Origin of the sequence: Paenibacillus sp. FSL R5-0475, from assembly GCF_038004585.1 — a bacterium.
Classification (GTDB): Bacteria; Bacillota; Bacilli; order Paenibacillales; family Paenibacillaceae; genus Paenibacillus_AQ.
Genome location: NZ_JBBORK010000001.1, coordinates 1,358,431 through 1,375,584, shown reverse-complemented (window position 1 = coordinate 1,375,584; position 17,154 = coordinate 1,358,431). Strand labels below are relative to the sequence as shown.

Below are 17,154 nucleotides of genomic sequence, written 5' to 3'. Positions count from 1 at the left end.
TTAAGAGCTACGCTTCTTTCCATTTAATACTGACGTTCTTCCTCGTAGGATACAAACAACATTCTACGCTGTACATCCATCAACGATTTAATCACCCAAGTTGCGATCACAGAAACGACGAGTCCCGCTACAACATAGGAAATGTATTGCTGAGATAATGTCCAGTCGATATTAAATAAGGCAAACACACTATTCTCCAAAATATTCAAATCCATCGTTTGCAAGAAAATCTGATGTAGCACAGGTAGTGTGATCAGACCTAGCGCTGCCGCTACCACAGTTATCGTTAGTGAGAAGAAGATAATGCTGGATACGAATCGTCCCATAATCAGCATGATGTTACGTGCAAACTTTGCACCATCAAAACCTAACTTCATGCGTTGCAGGAAGCCCGCTCCCTCTTGCTTCATATCCGTTCTGCGCTCTTCACTCGGTCTAGGAATATCCAGTAGTGATCTTACTAGCTCTTGCTCAAATTTCACAATGTAATCTAACCCTTTAGCTACTGCGAAAAACAAGGGTATACCGATGAAAATTGGTGTTAAAGCAATCGATAATGCTAATCCTGTCACCATAAACACGAAATATACAATCGTAATCGGCAAAGAGATTATAAAATACAACATACTCCGATAGGTCTTGGGACTTGATCGACGTTTGCCTGGTTTAGATTGTGATTTCGATTCTACGGGAATCTGCATGGAATCTACCGCTCCGATCGGCATTGTATACAACTTATCGTTCATTTCTTATGTCCTTCCTCTCACGTTATCAATTAATCTCATTATACGTGAGAAAGAGAAGGCTCAAAACAGTCTTAGGACCGGAGTCTTACCAGACTAAAGGCTAGGATGGGTTTAGACTGGAAATAGCTACAAGCCCAGCTTATTCCCCTTCTCGAGCCGCACGATCTGCTGTTCTCCGCTATCTGCCAGCTCTCTAAACTGGTTAATGGTTTCACGCATTTTAGGAAGAGCTTCCTGCTTATACGTACTTATCGAATCTAAAGCGGATAGCACATCTGTAAATGCCTGTTTTAATGTATCGACTGAAATGCTAGATTCTAGGGATTGCTTATGGATCGCCGCCCCCTGATCTTTCAACATTTTTGAGGTGCCGCTTATTAGCGTGTTGGTTGTTTGATTTAGGAGTTCAATCTTTTTCAAAACAATTCGTTGATTATAGAGTGCACTGGCCACCGTAACGGAGATTTTCAGGGCAGAAACCGTAACATTTCTAGCTCTGTCCACCCCTCTAATTAGCTCTTTATTATTTCGTATAACCACTTCAATCGCCATAATTCCCTGCTGATTTACTACCAGCATCTGTTGCAGATCCATCACACGCTGCCGCAGAGGAAACAACACCTCCTCCGTTATGAACTTTACTCTTTCTTCAGACTCATTACGTAGCTTGGCTGCATCTAGCTGAGCCTCAATCTCCTGATCCATCAGCATTCCTAGCTGAATTTCTTTCTGCAGTTTTTTAGTGAGCTCTCTAAGCGATTGCTGCTCAAACTCTAATGTAGTGTTATCATTTTTCAATACGGTTTTGCCTTTATCTAAAGAAATGATAATATCTGAGATTACAGCATCTGCTTTTTGATACTTCGCAAAATAACTCCGCAATGGGTTAAAGAACTTCCCTAGAAGACCACTTTTGGCAAAATCCACTGCGCTTGGGTCTAAATCTTTCAACTGGAGGTTTAGTTCCGTTAATCCTTTAGCTACTTGCCCGCCTTCATCCCCTGTTTTCGATAAATTCCCTACAGAAACTTGCAAAAGAGAGTTCTTGTCTGAAGATGATCTCATGGTGCTCATCCCGAAGCTGTCTATGGATTGCAGCACTTCTTTTCGTTTATCCAAAGATTCTAAATCCAGCTCCAAAATCGTCGAGACATTGGTTATCGCCATTTCCTTCAGTTGCGTTACTTCCTGTGGCTCAGGTTTAACCTGTTCTTCAATCGCTGATTTCAATTTCTCCGGACTTACCACTTCCATCGTAAAAGACATAGAACCCCTCCTAAAAGTTGTAACTTACATTTGAACATTAAGCAGGTTTCCGATTTTATAGACTACGTCGTCTGTATCCGCGTTGATGTTAGCCGCTTCATTAATACTTGAAATGCTCTCCAGTGCTTTAATATTTGCGTTGTAGCCAATGGTGTAAATCGGAATTTTGTAGGTTTCAATTAAGCCCCTGATATCATTCAGTGAATGTCCTTCATTCGTCTCTCCATCACTTAATACAAAGATTAAAGGTTTGATTTCCGGGTTTATCTTCATTTCGTCTTGAAGCATTTTGAGTGCCACCACAATTCCATCAAAAGTCGCTGTCCCCCCATTCGCCTGAAGACTATCTATTGCCCCAACAAACATCGACTGCTGATTCGTGTCATATTTGCCAATTGGAAGATTTATCGTAACGTTATCGGAGTAGGAAACAAAACCAATACTATTATCTTTGCCTAAGTATTTCTGTCCTGTTAATAATGATTGCTTTAAACGATTTAAAGGCTCACCGTTCATGCTACCTGAGACATCAGCTACAAATACTGCCGCAATGGGTTTATTGCCGTTTTTCTTCTCCTTCCACAGCTTTTGAGCCGAGGATAAAAGACTGCCATCCACTGGATTAACCTCCGAATGATAGTCATTCAGTCCATTAAAACCTTTTTCCTCACCCAAACGCTGATACTTATCCTGTTCAACAAACTCCGCGAATTTCTTAATAATGTCCAGCTTCTCTTGTGGAAGATCACCTAATGCGTAAAGAGGGCTGTCATGCTTTACACCAAAAGGAGTAAATACATAACTACCCTTTAGTTCGGGGGCATTTGCGTATATTTGGTACTCTAATACAAAAGCATCCAGCTTCCCCGTTTTAGCCGCATCACGCATTTGTAAAGTAGTCGATGCGATAAAAGGTACATTCGCTTGGAATTTCTCAAAGCCCTGAACCGCTTGCTCTCCAAGCAAATCAGAGCTGTCAAACGTCCCAAGTGCAGTCACAAGAAAATTCAAACCTGTTGAGCTGGCAAAAGGATCTGTGTAACCCATAGATAATTCATTATTCGCTATCGCATCAGTAATCGTCTTAACGTTTAAAGAACCATACTTTTCTACTAACTCATCATATTTCGTTTTATTCGTGACAATACCAGCTACATTACCAATAAGACGATTGGTTATAAGCTGCGTATTCATTCCGTTCGCTTTTACCATCTCACCCCATAACTCATTGGATGGTGTAAACGCATCTGGTATATATTTACCAGACCTTATGTAATCCGTCGCTGTTCCTGAAGCAATATTGCGAATTTTTACTGAAACAGGTAATCCGTTCACTTCTATATTGGAACTATTAAAGTCTGTCGCCACTTCATTAAGCCATCCATCATTACCCGTTCCTGATTTCTCTGTGGATGAAAAGATTTCGACAAAGCTATCCGTTGTATTGGTTACTGATATAGGAAATTTAGAAATATCCGGCAAGGAATCACCAATCGCTACAGGATCAAGGTCGATTTGTCCTTTAACTTGCTCCGCGATATTTACGTTAATTTTTTTATAAAGTTTTTCCAGCCGCTTTCCTGCATCTTCTGACGAAACCTCAGTAGTGGTTTTACCTAAATTAGATGTTAAGGTGATCCCAAAATACACAAGAGCAAAAACTACCACTGTTATAATCCCGAGGACTAAAAATGTTCTCCCTTTCCTAGCCATTCGCATCTTCCTTTCATTGCTTATAGAATTTCGTCTGTTTGATCAATTCATCGATCTCCTTCATACAAGGCATATCTTCAACATCTTTATAATTCGTACTGTCTAATAGCGATATTTCGAGAAGTAATTGATCTAACTTCAGCAAAATCTCTTCGTTTGCACCGAGATAACCTGTTACATAAGCCAAATATTCATTGTATAGCGCTGTTTTTTTCTGCACCAATTTATCCGAGAACTGCGCAGATCTCTGCTGACTGGCAAAAAGGGAGAATTCCGAAGCGTCAAAAACACTTAACTTATTAAGTATCCCTCGAATATTCAGATAGAAAAGCTTCTCTACTTCATAACTGACCGCACCAAACTTCTTGAAGCTTAGCTCCGACTGCTCAAATCTCTGACCAAGGATAACCATTAACGTATTTTTCTTCTTTTCCATTCGAATGACCTGATCCAAAGCCAGTGTAATGTCCTTCTTCAGCACCTTTACATTTTTGTATTGCGTGAGCGCTGCTATATAATCCTCATACGTCTTTATCTCTTTTACAGGTGGAACCACCGAAGCTTTAAACAGCAAATTATAACTTCCATAAAGGACAACAAGAAGACTGATCACTACTAATGTCACGCCAAAGGAAGTCTCTAGAACGCTTACTCCCCCAATTTCGACCCCTAATAACCCTGGTGACAAAACGATAATATTCAGTAACACCACGCCAACTATAAGTCCTAATAGCTTTACGGATCTCGCACCGTTCAACATAAACACCTCCCTAACCGATCCGGTAACTTTTTCCATCATTTGCTTTATTTTATCAGAAACTAACTCACCATACTCCTTTTATTTACAAAAAAACTAATTTTCCGCAGATGATCTCTGCCCCTCGTTGATTCACTTCTATATATATGGAAATATTTCTGTGATTACATCCCTAATCACAAAAAAACCTTAACAGGCCCAAGCCCATTAAGGTTAAGTAAACTCATTTATACCCAAGCGTCATTCGAATAGCCTCGTTGCTCCCAGTATCCTGTATGCTCTCCCTCGATCAGTTCAATCCGGTTCAGCCACTTCACTGACTTGTAAGCGAACATTTTGGGGACAATTAGCCGAACCGGTCCACCGAGATCGCTCGGAATCGGTTTCCCATCATGCATCACTGCGACCATAACATCGTCCATATCCGCCTGCTCCAGCGTAAGGGTATCTGTATATACTCCATCCCCTGAGTAGAACTTCACTGTCTTTGCAGTGGACTTCACACCAGCCAGTTGTAGTAGATCCTTCAGCTTGATGCCCTCCCAGGTATTCTTATAGACGGACCAACCTGTCACGCAGTGAAAATCACTCACTTGAACCGTCCGTTGCAATTGAACGAATTGCTCCCAATTCCATGTAAAGCTCTGATCAACAAGACCATCCAACTTAAAGGACCAATTATCGTTCGTGAACTCAGGAATAGGGGTTACAGTATAAACACGGAATTGACCCTGCGACCCACCTCCAAGAGGCGGTGACGATGCCGCCAGTGGCTGCGGTGCTGGCAACAGCTGATTGCGGTCATTCTCGATTAATTTATCGATCGTTTCGCTGCCACCGATGTTTCCAATCGAGCTGCCTAACCATTTTACAAATGAGGGTCCGATTGTAAGGGCAAGCCCTACACCGATCGTCCCTCGAATGAAAGCTCTACGTGTATAGACTGGCTGCGGAGTATTCTGAGATGTTGTAATAGCACTCCCCTCGCTCTTGATGGTCCGACGATTCGGCTCCTTCAACCACTTCACACGAGTCAATGAGTGATAGATAATGTAAGGCAGTCCAATCCAAGTCAGGACATCATGAACGACCAATGCAAGATTAGATACTTGCGGTCCTACCGTACGAAACTGCCATAACAATACACCAGAAACGAACCACCCAAGCAACAGGAAGAGCACAACAAGTACATTGAACCGCTGCCAAGGTTTTTCCTTTAGCTGTTTCCAATGTTTACTGGCCAGCAGAAGATAATAGATCACTGGAAGGATAGATGCAATTCCTACCACAATATGCAAGCCTTTAATCCATACCCTGCCTTCACCGAGGAAACCTCGCCAGAAACCGCCTACTAGCACAAGCCCAGTCAAGGCCAATATCACGACGATCCAGCCGTTCCAGGTGTGAAGTGCACGCAGCTTTTTCCCGTATCCCTTACGTAGCCGACCAAGCAAATCACTCATAGCTTAGCCTCCTCCTCATATGTATGATCCCGCATGCGATATAATTTAGTCCAATAAGGTTAGAAAGGACTTTGATGCAGCAGAGAGTGGAACCCCTCGAAGAGTCGCTATCCCGATGTTACGCTCTGGAAATGGCGGATCTAAAGGGATTTCTACAAGCTCCCCACTTTTTAATTCTTCCCTTACATAATCACGAATAACAAAAGCTAGACCAAAGCCACGCAAAGCGAACTGAACAAGAAGATCTACACTGCCTAGTTCAAACTCTGGTTTTATCGTCACATGATTGGAGGCAAGAAACCCATCTATATATTTTCTAGTGCTGCCTCCTGGCTCCAGAAACAACAATGGGTACTGCTTGATGTTTGAAAGCGGCATCGTATTATCCGCTAAATGACGGAAGCCCTTGCCTCCTACAAGACAATCTTGGAGCCGTGTACTCTTACGAAATTCAATCTGCTTGTCAGATGCCGGTAAGCTTACGATGCCGAAATCAATTTTGCCTTCTTTTAAAAGCGTGAGCGTTTCCGGTGTTGTTCGATTCGTAATATGAATACGTACGTTAGGATATTGTTCATGATATTGCTCGAGATAAGATAACAAGTAATATTTGCAGAGGGTATCACTTGCACCGATATGAATCTCCCCACTATTTAAATTGTTCATTTCAGCAATCGCTCGCTCACCCATCTCCACATTCTGAAAGGCTTGCTCAATGAATCGCAGCAGTACTTTTCCTTCTGTTGTTAGATCCACCCCTCTAGAGGTACGGAAAAATAAGGGGCCGCCCATCTTTTCTTCCAATTGCTTAATCGTGTGACTCACCGCGGGTTGTGTGATATTCAGCCGTTCTGCTGCCGCAGTTAAGCTGCCTGTTTGTGCTACCCAATAAAAAGAGCGATACCATTCCAAGTTGATGTCCATTCCCAAGTCATTACCTCACCTTATAATAGATATTACATATATCAATTTTTCTAATGTTATATCTAGCATTATACTTAGAGCTGTAGCCAATCACAAGCTTGGGAGGTAATCACGTGACCGTAATCGCAATTGTAGGAGCTAACTGGGGAGATGAAGGCAAAGGAAAAATGACAGATGTACTAGCCGCTCAATCATCCTATGTAGTTCGTTTTCAAGGTGGAAGTAATGCTGGGCATACTATCATTAACCAGTATGGAAAATTTTCGCTTCATATGCTGCCTTCTGGTGTATTTTACCCTTCAGTTACAAACATTATTGGACCAGGAACAGCTCTTGATACAGAAGTATTAGTAAAGGAATTACAAGCATTAGCAGATAGAGGGGTTCCACAGCCGAAGTTGTACGTGTCTGAGCGTGCTCAAATCGTACTTTCGATCCATCGTTTGTTTGATGAGCTGGAAGAGGAACGACTTGGGTCACAAGGGTTCGGTTCAACCAAACGAGGAATAGCGCCATTCTACGCGGATAAATATGCGAAGCTCGGGATACAAGTTGCAGATTTGTTTGATCCCGCCCGACTTGAGAAACGTCTCGAACAATTACTTGCTTCAAAAAATGTATTGCTGGAGCATTTATATAAGAAAGCCCCTATCCAAGTCTCGGAATTAATGACTCAGTTACAAAAGGAAGCTGCGCAATTGGCACCATATGTTGCCAATACAACAGAAATACTACAAGAAGCTTATGCAAAGGGAGAAACGATTCTACTTGAAGGGCAATTAGGCGCTCTGCGCGATCCTGATCACGGTATATATCCTTACTCTACCTCTTCATCGACACTTGCCGGATACGCACCTGTCGGCGCGGGTCTACCTGCGGCTGCCATCACGAATGTTATCGCTGTAACGAAGGCATATTCCAGTTGTGTTGGTGCCGGACCTTTTGTATCTGAATTAGAAGGCCCTGTAGCGGATGAACTTCGCACACGAGGTGGCGATGCTGGGGAATTTGGAGCAACAACGGGTCGTCCTAGACGTATGGGTTGGTTTGATGCAGTAGCTACACGCTATGGTTGCCTGATGCAAGGTGCAACGGAGGTTGTGCTGACCAATCTGGATGTTCTTGGTTATTTAAATGAGATTCCGGTTTGCGTTGCCTATGAACTTGAAAATGGGGAAATCACCGACAAGTTTCCAGCAACAAATAAGTTAAACACAGCAAAACCGATAATAACGTATTTATCTGGCTGGAACTGCGATATTTCCCATATCACAAACTTCGACGAGCTGCCAGAGCAAGCTAAAAGTTACGTAGACTTTATTGAAACGTCTATTGGAATACGTATTTCTACTGTTTCTGTGGGACCTAGACGTGATCAGGTCATTCATCGTACGCTGAAATAATTTCATATCAAGCATAGTGTGAAATTTATACTTTCTTATATTTCAAAATAAGGATGCCTAGTTGTACCTACATGCAAAATGCATATAGCTGCAACTAGGCATCCTTGCGTTACTCTTTTACACCAACACTGCATCCACTTTCGTCTGAGGCGCCTTGTCACAACGCTTACAAACCTTAACGACTGATCCGTCCGTTTTTCTTTTTGGATAAAGCAGTTTGATCCGTGTGCTCTGACAGACCGGACAAGTACCCCGACCCCTGGATGGTAAACTCCACAGTGCATGTCCACGTTTTGACTTTGCCATGAATAAACCCCTCATTTCGGTCAATAAATAGTCAACATTTCATTCTGAAAGTGCTTCTTTCAAAAGATATGCTTCAGAGACAGGCTCTATGACTAAATCAATGATGAGGCGTTCGAATATATGAAAAGGACGCCCGGTGATGAACCTGAAGGCGTCCTTTGATTTAAAATGAAGTTATAGTTCCCTTACATTAATTTGTGTAAATCATAGAGACAACACCATTTGTAAAGGTTACGTAATTATAATTTCTATATTGCCAAGTCTCAACTGTAATTCCACTGCCGGATAGACTTGATTTATCAATTGGAGTGCCCCAGCTTAATTCTACTTGCTGCTTCGTCATCCCTGTCGAAATTGTACCCGCCTTGATTTTGGCCCAAATCGCATTAGACCATTTATAGATTTTGGTAGGATCAGACGTAAAGAAATACTCTTTGTTTGCCAGATCGCGAGTGACCTGATCGTATTCCATATCATAAGAATTCACAATTTTACCTGATGCCAATTGAAAAGAAATCGAAAACTCATTATCGTCGTTCACAAGAATATCAACAATCGTTGCTTTTTGGAATTTATAGTCGGAATCATACTGGTTGAACCAATAAGTCTTTCCGATTAGCTTGGCGAGGTCACCTTGAGATTCTCTTTTGGCTATTTTTAACGTATTTTTTGTGTACGCAAATAACTCAGCTTTACCGAAATTGATGTTCAAAGACTCATAATGAGCACCAAAGTCCAATACTGCTCCCAATGCTGTTTTTAAGAGGGTAGCAGGGAATACTGCTCCTCCATCCACGGTTTGCACTTTACCACTCATTTTCACCTTATTCCCATTCACCATAGCAATATCGCTGCCCAGTTGAAGCTGAATAGGCAAATCCCCTACACGAATACTAAAAGTCTTAGTGGCTGTATTCGTCTGAATAGTTGCACCTAAACTCTTAAAGGTAGTTTGTACAGGCAAATACATCGTGCCATTGATTAATACACCTGTTTCGATGTCCTTATCAGCACTGATAGATAACTTTAACGTTTTGGAATTAGCTCCTGAACGTACGGTTACATTTGTTTCGCCAACGGCTAATGCTTTTATTGAACCATCAGGCAGCTTTTGCAATAAGTAAGGCTTCTCAATAACCATATCTGCTTGAGACAGTGGAACACGTTCGGATGAGCCATCTGGACCTTTTGCAAAAATCTGCACTGGAACCTTGTCACCAACGGTCATCTCCGTATAGTCCATCTTAAAGATTAGATCATCGTTGTTTTGAGTCGTAGTCTCTGCTTGTACACTTGTATCTGCTGCCTTCGCTGTATGAATTGGACCAAACATAGATACTGCCAGCGCTGCAGTGATGCCCCATTTAATCATTTTCATTTCCAAAATCCCCCTCTAGTAAATAAACCAATATTACTTTATCACAATTCCACTATTTTTGTAGATAAAAATGGAAGGTTGTTAAGCTTATATTTTTATAATGTGTAAATATTATGAAAAATAAAGGAAATTACATGGATCTACAAGAAGTTACAGTGTACGTATAACAGAGTCTTTGTAATCGTATTAGGCGGTAGCAACTGAAGAACAATTAAAACTTAAACTAGGAGTGCTATATTCATGGAAATAGTATCGAACCGATTAATTTTAAGAGATTATACAAGCAGTGATTCTTCTTTTTATGAAGAACTAGAACAAAATCCCCTATCCTACAAATATGAGAACACTGCACCTGATGCAAAACAAATTAAAGATGACTTCCTTTCGATCTTGTCTCAAGCAACAAGTGATCCACGGCAATATTATGATCTTGCAATATGTACAAAGCTGGATATGAAGCCCATCGGTAATGTCAGCATAAAGTTAAACTGGGAAGAAATCAGAGAATGGGAAATCGGTTGGGTCCTACTCCCGGACTATTGGAAAATGGGATATGCAACTGAAGCCGTGAAGTCTCTGATAGGTTATGCCTTTAGCTCTCTTAATGCACATAGGGTTGTTGCTTATGCCAACGCCGAGAATGTGCAATCTGAGAAAGTAATGATTAGAGCAGGAATGTTAAAAGATGGGGTTCTTAGGGAGACTAGATTCTGTAATCAGCAATGGTGCAACGAGATTATTTATTCTTCTTTGGAACAAGAGTGGACCTAATATTTAATGGTTGAAAACAAATTAGGGAAAAACACCCTATTAATAGTCGATATTCGCTAATAATGAATGAAATTAGGGAATTCCTCCCTATAAATCAGGATAATTCCTTTGATTCTCATCAAATCAGACGAATTTAGGGGAGGTTTTCCCTAATTATAAGTCTGGCAACCAATAATCTCAGAATTAGAGGGAGAAATTCCCTAATTGTTCTATTGAAACTTCACTTGGAACTTCACTTGGATCATCATTTGGAACGTCATTTACAGGATAACAAGAAGAGCCGCTCCCAAGTAGTACAAAAACTACTTTTGGAACGGCCTCTTTTCTTTTTACACTATCAACTCACGTATGACTTCAACCTCATCCCTGCTCACTTCAACGAATCCAAAGGATGTATATAAGTTCGAAGCACGTTCGTTCTCTATTCGATGTCCAATAACGATTTTGTCGCAGTGATGTTCCGCTTTTATAGTTCGAATCAAGGCATCCATTCCGGTTCTACCGAATCCTCTATTCTGATATTTCTGATCAATCATAAAAGCCATAATCCAATAACTTCCGTCCTCAGGATCTACGGCATATACTGAGAATCCTACCAATTCTTCATCTGCGTATAAAGCCAGCGGAGTCATTCCGCAATAAGCCGATTCTGCTAACCAATAGACTACTGGTACAGGAAAAACCGTTTTTTGCTCATTGGACACCTCTAATTGCGTACAGGCATACCAGTTATTCTCAGTGATTGTCTTCAGCGCAATATGTGGATGAAAGCCATCCCGAATACGATCACAGATTGCATCTAATTTAGCTTTAAGCTGTAGTGCCCATTCCGGACAAATAGAAACGTCCAAATTCTCTAAACTTCGAAGCAACCTAGCGAATCCATATAAGTCAGAGAACCTTTGGAATTCTGGCAATAACTTGATATATTCATCGTCCAGCCGCTTTACAGATCTATATCCACTAATAAAAAGATCGATGTTCTTCTTGCTCTCATCATCATTCTGCTTGGATAGATCTCTTAACGCTGATGTGATATCCATCGCAAACCAGTGATACATAGAGTCATCAAAGTCGATCGAACTATATCGAGACGTCTCTTTCATATAAAAGATATTGTCTGTCTCAAAATCAAAATGGATCAGCCCCGTATGTCCTACGCCAAAAGAGAGCTCACTTAACCACGCCTCAATTCGTTCATATTCCTTAAGCGCTTTATGCTCCTCGGGATGTCTTCTTAATACGGATAAAATAAATTGAAGCGAATCGACCCAGCTTTTACGCGCGGGTGTGCTCGGAGCATAAGTCTCAGATAAATTATGCAATCTCGCGAGCGTTTGACCCCAATGTTGGAACTGCAGCTCCGACATCTCTTCAAGCGGAACGTACTCCCCTTGGGCTTGTTCAAAAACAACCCCGTGATATCTACCATTTCCAGTTAAAAGGGTCTCAATCCACTTCCCTTGCATGGAGCGTACTGGCGCCACGGTCTCATAGCCCTGTTCCAATAAGTACATCATAAAATCTAGTTCAGCCTGAATATTCTCTGCGCTATTATCCTCTTCGTGAGTAAACCTTAAATAATAGTGCTTACTATTCCATTGAAACGTATAAATAAAATTGCTACTTGCTCTCACAAGCTTCAAAGTTCCAGGCTCATGATTCCAATACTTGATCATCTCTTTGGCAGGTAGATCGTTCTCTGTTCCCCTCACCATGTTCATTAAAGTCATCATTTCCGATAGTGCCTCCCGTAGTCATTGAGAGGTGTTCTTCCCTTACGAATACTGACCTCTCTCGGACTTCATTGTGGTGTTGTTCGTACTCAAACATCATCACTCCTTATAAACGGATTAGGGACCCCAGAAAGATTTGACCTTTACTCTCATCCCCTTTAACATTATCGGTAAATTATTCTATTTAATCAAGAGATTTAGATAAAGCCTTCATTACTAGATGAAAGGGATGGGACTCCGTACTCCCAGATCTGTAATGCCGCACCGATCATTCCACAGGAATTGCCACGATAGGCTGCTTCAATGCGGACGCCTTCCAGCATCGATGGCATCGTTCTCGTAGCCACTTCTCTTCTTATTCCTTCGAATAATAGCTCACCTGCTTCAGCCACTCCACCACCAATAACAATAACCTTTGGGTTAAAAATATGAATAAACGAAGCGATAGCTGAACCAAGCGCAGCAATTGTTTCTTCCATTACTTCTGTAGCTAGACGGTCTCCTTCTCTCCATCTCGCGATCACGTCTCGTGATTCTAAGTTATCAAGTGGCTCATTGTTTAAAGTTAGTTTTTCCCGCATTCGACGAGCAATGCTTGTGCCTGACGCATAATGTTCTAAGCAGCCTCTTCCTCCACAAACACAAGCAGGTCCTTTGAAATCTACAGACAGATGCCCCAACTCTCCAGCGCCACCCCAAGAACCATGGACAAGACGACCCTCTATAACAATGGCTCCACCTACACCCGTACCAAGTGCAAGACAGATAAAATCGCTCACACCTATACAAGAACCTAGATATTTCTCTGTTAATGCTAGTACATTCACGTCGTTATCTACGATTACTGGAAGCTGGAATTGAGTCTGAAGCAACGCTTTCAAGGCTGTCCCAGCATATCCAGGAATAAGCTCTGATGACGAGCGAATACTCCCTGCCTCCCAATCGATTTGTCCTGCCGTTCCTACACCAATCCCTTTAATCTGAACGCCTGCATGCATGGCTGTAGCTTCTTCTATTAACCTTTGAATAGCCTGAAAAGCTCGGTCCACGGTCTTCGTGAACCCAGCCTTTGTGCTCAGACTTACAGTATGTACTACGTCCCCCTGTGGTGTAACCAGTCCAGCATTAATTTTCGTTCCCCCGATATCCACTCCGACAGCATATTCCATTAGAGGATCATATCCTTCTAACACAGACTCGCCTCCTTAAGTCTCAGCAATCGCTCACGGCTTTGACATAGCGTGATGTGATTAATTGTGGCCTTGTAATCGCACTTCCTACCACGACATAAGATGCTCCAGCATTCTTAGCTCTCGCCGCATCTTCCGGAGTCCATATACGTCCCTCCGCAACTACGGGAATATTCACGAACTCGCATAATTGCTGCAGCAAGACAAGATCTGGTCCTTCTTGTTGTGTGCTGTAAGGTGTATAGCCCGAAAGTGTTGTGCCAATGAAATCTACACCTAATTCTTCCGCTGCCAGTCCTTCCTCCAAAGTCGATATATCTGCCATTACAAGCACACCCATTTGATGAGCATATGCGATTAAAGGCTTAACCGACGCTAAGCGACCTTCCCGATTCGTAACATCTAATGCAACAATATCCGCTTTAGCGGACACGATTGCTTTCACCTCATCCAGAGTTGGCGTAATAAATATGGCTGATCCGGGAATATCCCGTTTAATAAGTCCAATAACCGGTACATTTACTTCTTCTTTAATCGCTAGAATATCTGGAACCCCATTCGTCCGAATTCCAATTGCCCCTGATTGAACCGCCGCTCTTGCCATTTTTGCCATTGTATCTCCACCATGAAGCGGCTCATGCTCAAGTGCCTGACATGACACGATCAGACCTTTCATCGGAAAGATATCGCTCATTCGAGTCATCATAAACCCTATCCCTTCGCTTCAAGAATATACTCTAATATTCTATTGTTGAGAGCTTCCACCCCATCCTGATCCGAAGCCTTGATGGGTAGAAGTGGCATTCTCGGTTGGCCCGTTTCAAATCCACGCAAACTCAGAATTGCTTTGCATGCACCATATAATGATGGAAAGGATAATAACTCTACAATGAGATCATTGATAATGAACTGCCATTTCTGCGCCTCAGCCATATCGCCTTGCCCATAACATTGTTCTACTTTTAAAAATAGCTCGGGCATAACCCCGTAGGTTCCACCAATCCCACCATCTGCCCCAATGCTGCGGCCAGCTAAGTACTGCTCATCTGGTCCATTCAATACAAGAAAATCATTTCCACCTGCTGCCTTAAACTGCTGAAGCTCAAATGTACTTTCTGCTGAAATCTTCACGCCAATCACTTTATCCTGCGCGGCCATCTTCACTAACAAGCTTTTAGATAATTGAAAGCCTGTCGTTTGCGGGATGTGGTAGATAATAAATGGAAGTGAAGTACTATCAATGATCGCCTGCCAATGACTCTCTACACTGTCTGGAGACAAACGATAATAGATAGCCGGAACAGCCGATACCGCATGTGCGCCAACTAATTCAGCATGTACTGCTAGCTCAACACTGTCTCTTGTAGATGGAGCACCTACATGAGCAATGATCGTAAGCTCATCTCCTACTTCCGCTATAACTGCTTCGAGCATTTGTTTACGCTCTTCTACAGATTGCAGCATGCCTTCGCCTGAGCTGCCGCCAACATAAAGCCCTTTCACACCTGTAGAAGCATAATGACGAGCTAATTTGCGTGCCGCTTCTTTATCTATATTCCCCTCGGTATCATAACTGGAGTACAAAGCGATAATAATGCCTTTAAAAACTTCAAGATCAGTTGATTTCATAAATAACAGCCTCCGTCGTTTAAGTCACAGCTCATTAATTTACGTTGTTATAAGAGTATTTAACCCTTAACAGCACCCATCGTAATCCCTTGTGTGAATGCCTTTTGAAACATTAGGAAAATCGCAATCATAGGAATTGAAGCTAACGCAGCTCCTGCCATAAGCAGTCCATAGTTCGTTGTGAATTCGCCTCGAAGTGTCGCAACCCCAAGTGGCAAGGTCATCATCGAAGTAGATCGCGTCATGATTAGCTGGCTGAAATAATCGTTCCATGAAGTAATAAAGGTGAATATAGCCAGTGCACCAACTGCTGGTTTCAATAACGGTAAAATGATCGTTCCGAACAATCGAATTTCCGAGCTGCCGTCAATTTTTGCCGCTTCAATCAACTCTCCCGGAATCGTCTGCGCGAACTGTTTCATCAAAAAGACTCCAAATGGCCAGCCAATCGCCGGTAAAATAAGCCCTTTATACGTATTGACCCAACCAAAGTCTGCTAACATCGTAAACAGCGGAACGAGAATAACTTGCTTAGGCAATGCCATAGCGGCAACAAACATCGTGAAGATAATTCCTCGTCCGGGAAACGATTTCTTTGCGAGAACATATCCGGCGCAGGAGGAGACAATACAGATCGCAGCCATTTCTGCAAAAGCAATAATAAAGCTATTAAACATCCAGCGTTCTACGGGATTCTTAAATAATTCTGTCCAGTTCTGTAACGTCGGCTTTAACGGAAACCATTCCGGTGGGATGGTCGTTGCCACAGTTTGAAGTTTAAAGGCCCCCGACACTACCCAGTAAAAGGGAAAGATAAAAAATAATGTAGCCAAAATCAATAGGATTGTAGCGATTATTTTTGGAATCGTTAATTCTTTTTTCCATGCGCTTACTTTCTTAGACTGGATAATAGGTGCTTTCAGTTCTAATGGATTCGTAGAATTCATGATGTCCCCTCCTTAATACTCAACATCGCTGCCAAAGTATTTGAATTGAATGATTGAAATGATCCCAATTACAATTGCGAGTATGACGCCCATTGCAGAGGCATATCCGAAATGACCTAGCATAAAGGCTTGTTCATATACACCATACATAACAGTTGAAGTGCTATATACAGGTCCACCTGAGGTAAGGAGTTGAATCAGTGCAAAACACTGAAAGGTATTAATCGTGGTAATCACGATAATATATAAGTTCGTTGGCATCAGCATCGGCCATAATATTTTCCGGAAAATTTGCCAAGGGGTTGCTCGATCTATCTCTGCGGCTTCAATATAAGAGGTAGGAATGTTACCAATGGAGGCCACATACAAAATGATCGGTTGCCCTACAGAAGTCGTTATTAAGACCACGATAATTGCAAGTAATGCGGTTCTTGTATCCCCAAGCCATGAAACAGGCTCCATTCCAAATAAACCCGTCAAATAATTCAGAATTCCGTAGTTGGGATGGTAAATCCAGCCCCAAACGACTGTAATACTTACGACCGAAGATACGGCTGGCAAGTAGAACACCCCGCGGAAAAACGATCTAGCAAACTCTTTTTTCTTATAAATATTCATGGAGACAAACAGTGAAAAGATAATCACGATCGGTACGGTGATCACTACGAGTAATAAAGTATTTCCCATGGACTTCATGAAATTATCATCTTTAAATAATGAAATATAATTATCGAGACCAATAAAACTAAAATCTCTCAGCGAGTAATCAAAGAAACTAATATAAACCCCTTTTATCATTGGGTAGGCTACAAACAGAAGAAAAAATCCAAACGCTGGTAATAAGAAGAGATAACTCATCATCCAGTCACGTATCACATAACCTTTAATTTTGCGTACCGTTGTCCCCACAACCTTCTCCCCATTT

At 41.9% G+C, this 17,154-nt stretch carries 16 protein-coding genes; 2 read left to right on the top strand and 14 right to left on the bottom strand.

Features of this window, described 5'->3' with window-relative positions:
- Positions 1-23: 23 nt before the first annotated feature.
- From MKX41_RS05945 to MKX41_RS05920, 6 genes are all read right to left on the bottom strand, one after another.
- Positions 24-746 (bottom strand): sensor domain-containing protein, encoded by a 723-nt coding sequence (locus MKX41_RS05945; protein ID WP_052404263.1) that lies wholly within the window; start codon positions 744-746, stop codon positions 24-26.
- 126 nt (positions 747-872) lie between these two features.
- Positions 873-2,012, bottom strand: coding sequence for a toxic anion resistance protein (locus MKX41_RS05940; protein ID WP_076282825.1), 1,140 nt, complete (start codon positions 2,010-2,012; stop codon positions 873-875).
- Between the two features lie 24 nt (positions 2,013-2,036).
- Positions 2,037-3,725, bottom strand: coding sequence for a vWA domain-containing protein (locus MKX41_RS05935; RefSeq protein ID WP_340969087.1), 1,689 nt, complete (start codon positions 3,723-3,725; stop codon positions 2,037-2,039).
- A gap of 13 nt (positions 3,726-3,738) precedes the next feature.
- The gene (locus tag MKX41_RS05930; RefSeq protein WP_340969086.1) at positions 3,739-4,485 is read right to left on the bottom strand and encodes a hypothetical protein; all 747 of its coding nucleotides are present in this window, start codon (positions 4,483-4,485) and stop codon (positions 3,739-3,741) included.
- Positions 4,486-4,709: 224 nt separating this feature from the next.
- Entirely contained in the window at positions 4,710-5,945 is a 1,236-nt protein-coding gene (locus MKX41_RS05925; RefSeq protein WP_340969085.1) for a molybdopterin-dependent oxidoreductase, read from the bottom strand.
- A 45-nt stretch (positions 5,946-5,990) separates the two neighbouring features.
- Complete coding sequence (locus MKX41_RS05920; RefSeq protein WP_339803163.1) at positions 5,991-6,869, bottom strand: LysR family transcriptional regulator; 879 nt, start codon at positions 6,867-6,869, stop codon at positions 5,991-5,993.
- A gap of 113 nt (positions 6,870-6,982) precedes the next feature.
- On the opposite strand from MKX41_RS05920, the gene MKX41_RS05915 reads away from it, so the two are divergent.
- Entirely contained in the window at positions 6,983-8,272 is a 1,290-nt protein-coding gene (locus tag MKX41_RS05915; protein WP_340969084.1) for an adenylosuccinate synthase, read from the top strand.
- A 117-nt stretch (positions 8,273-8,389) separates the two neighbouring features.
- Here MKX41_RS05915 and MKX41_RS05910 read toward each other — a convergent pair whose 3' ends face one another.
- Together MKX41_RS05910 and MKX41_RS05905 are read right to left on the bottom strand one after the other, a co-directional pair.
- Positions 8,390-8,578 carry a hypothetical protein gene (locus MKX41_RS05910; protein ID WP_076121390.1) on the bottom strand — a complete coding sequence of 63 codons (189 nt, stop codon included), beginning with the start codon at positions 8,576-8,578 and terminating at the stop codon, positions 8,390-8,392.
- A 190-nt stretch (positions 8,579-8,768) separates the two neighbouring features.
- Positions 8,769-9,956: a stalk domain-containing protein gene (locus tag MKX41_RS05905; protein WP_076282829.1), complete on the bottom strand. Its 1,188-nt coding sequence runs from the start codon at positions 9,954-9,956 to the stop codon at positions 8,769-8,771.
- Positions 9,957-10,196: 240 nt separating this feature from the next.
- On the opposite strand from MKX41_RS05905, the gene MKX41_RS05900 reads away from it, so the two are divergent.
- On the top strand, positions 10,197-10,727 hold the full coding sequence (locus MKX41_RS05900) for a GNAT family N-acetyltransferase (protein WP_340969083.1): 531 nt from the start codon (positions 10,197-10,199) through the stop codon (positions 10,725-10,727).
- A gap of 329 nt (positions 10,728-11,056) precedes the next feature.
- Here MKX41_RS05900 and MKX41_RS05895 read toward each other — a convergent pair whose 3' ends face one another.
- The 6 genes from MKX41_RS05895 to MKX41_RS05870 form a co-directional block, all read right to left on the bottom strand.
- Positions 11,057-12,463, bottom strand: coding sequence for a GNAT family N-acetyltransferase (locus MKX41_RS05895; protein ID WP_340969082.1), 1,407 nt, complete (start codon positions 12,461-12,463; stop codon positions 11,057-11,059).
- A 197-nt stretch (positions 12,464-12,660) separates the two neighbouring features.
- Positions 12,661-13,656 (bottom strand): ROK family protein, encoded by a 996-nt coding sequence (locus MKX41_RS05890; protein ID WP_339803146.1) that lies wholly within the window; start codon positions 13,654-13,656, stop codon positions 12,661-12,663.
- A 19-nt stretch (positions 13,657-13,675) separates the two neighbouring features.
- Positions 13,676-14,359, bottom strand: a complete 684-nt coding sequence (locus tag MKX41_RS05885) for an N-acetylmannosamine-6-phosphate 2-epimerase (protein WP_339247599.1) — start codon at positions 14,357-14,359, stop codon at positions 13,676-13,678.
- Positions 14,360-14,364: 5 nt separating this feature from the next.
- The gene (locus MKX41_RS05880; protein ID WP_340969081.1) at positions 14,365-15,282 is read right to left on the bottom strand and encodes a dihydrodipicolinate synthase family protein; all 918 of its coding nucleotides are present in this window, start codon (positions 15,280-15,282) and stop codon (positions 14,365-14,367) included.
- A 59-nt stretch (positions 15,283-15,341) separates the two neighbouring features.
- On the bottom strand, positions 15,342-16,229 hold the full coding sequence (locus MKX41_RS05875; protein ID WP_081382857.1) for a carbohydrate ABC transporter permease: 888 nt from the start codon (positions 16,227-16,229) through the stop codon (positions 15,342-15,344).
- A gap of 12 nt (positions 16,230-16,241) precedes the next feature.
- Positions 16,242-17,138: a carbohydrate ABC transporter permease gene (locus MKX41_RS05870; protein WP_427468745.1), complete on the bottom strand. Its 897-nt coding sequence runs from the start codon at positions 17,136-17,138 to the stop codon at positions 16,242-16,244.
- Between the last annotated feature and the right edge of the window lie 16 nt (positions 17,139-17,154).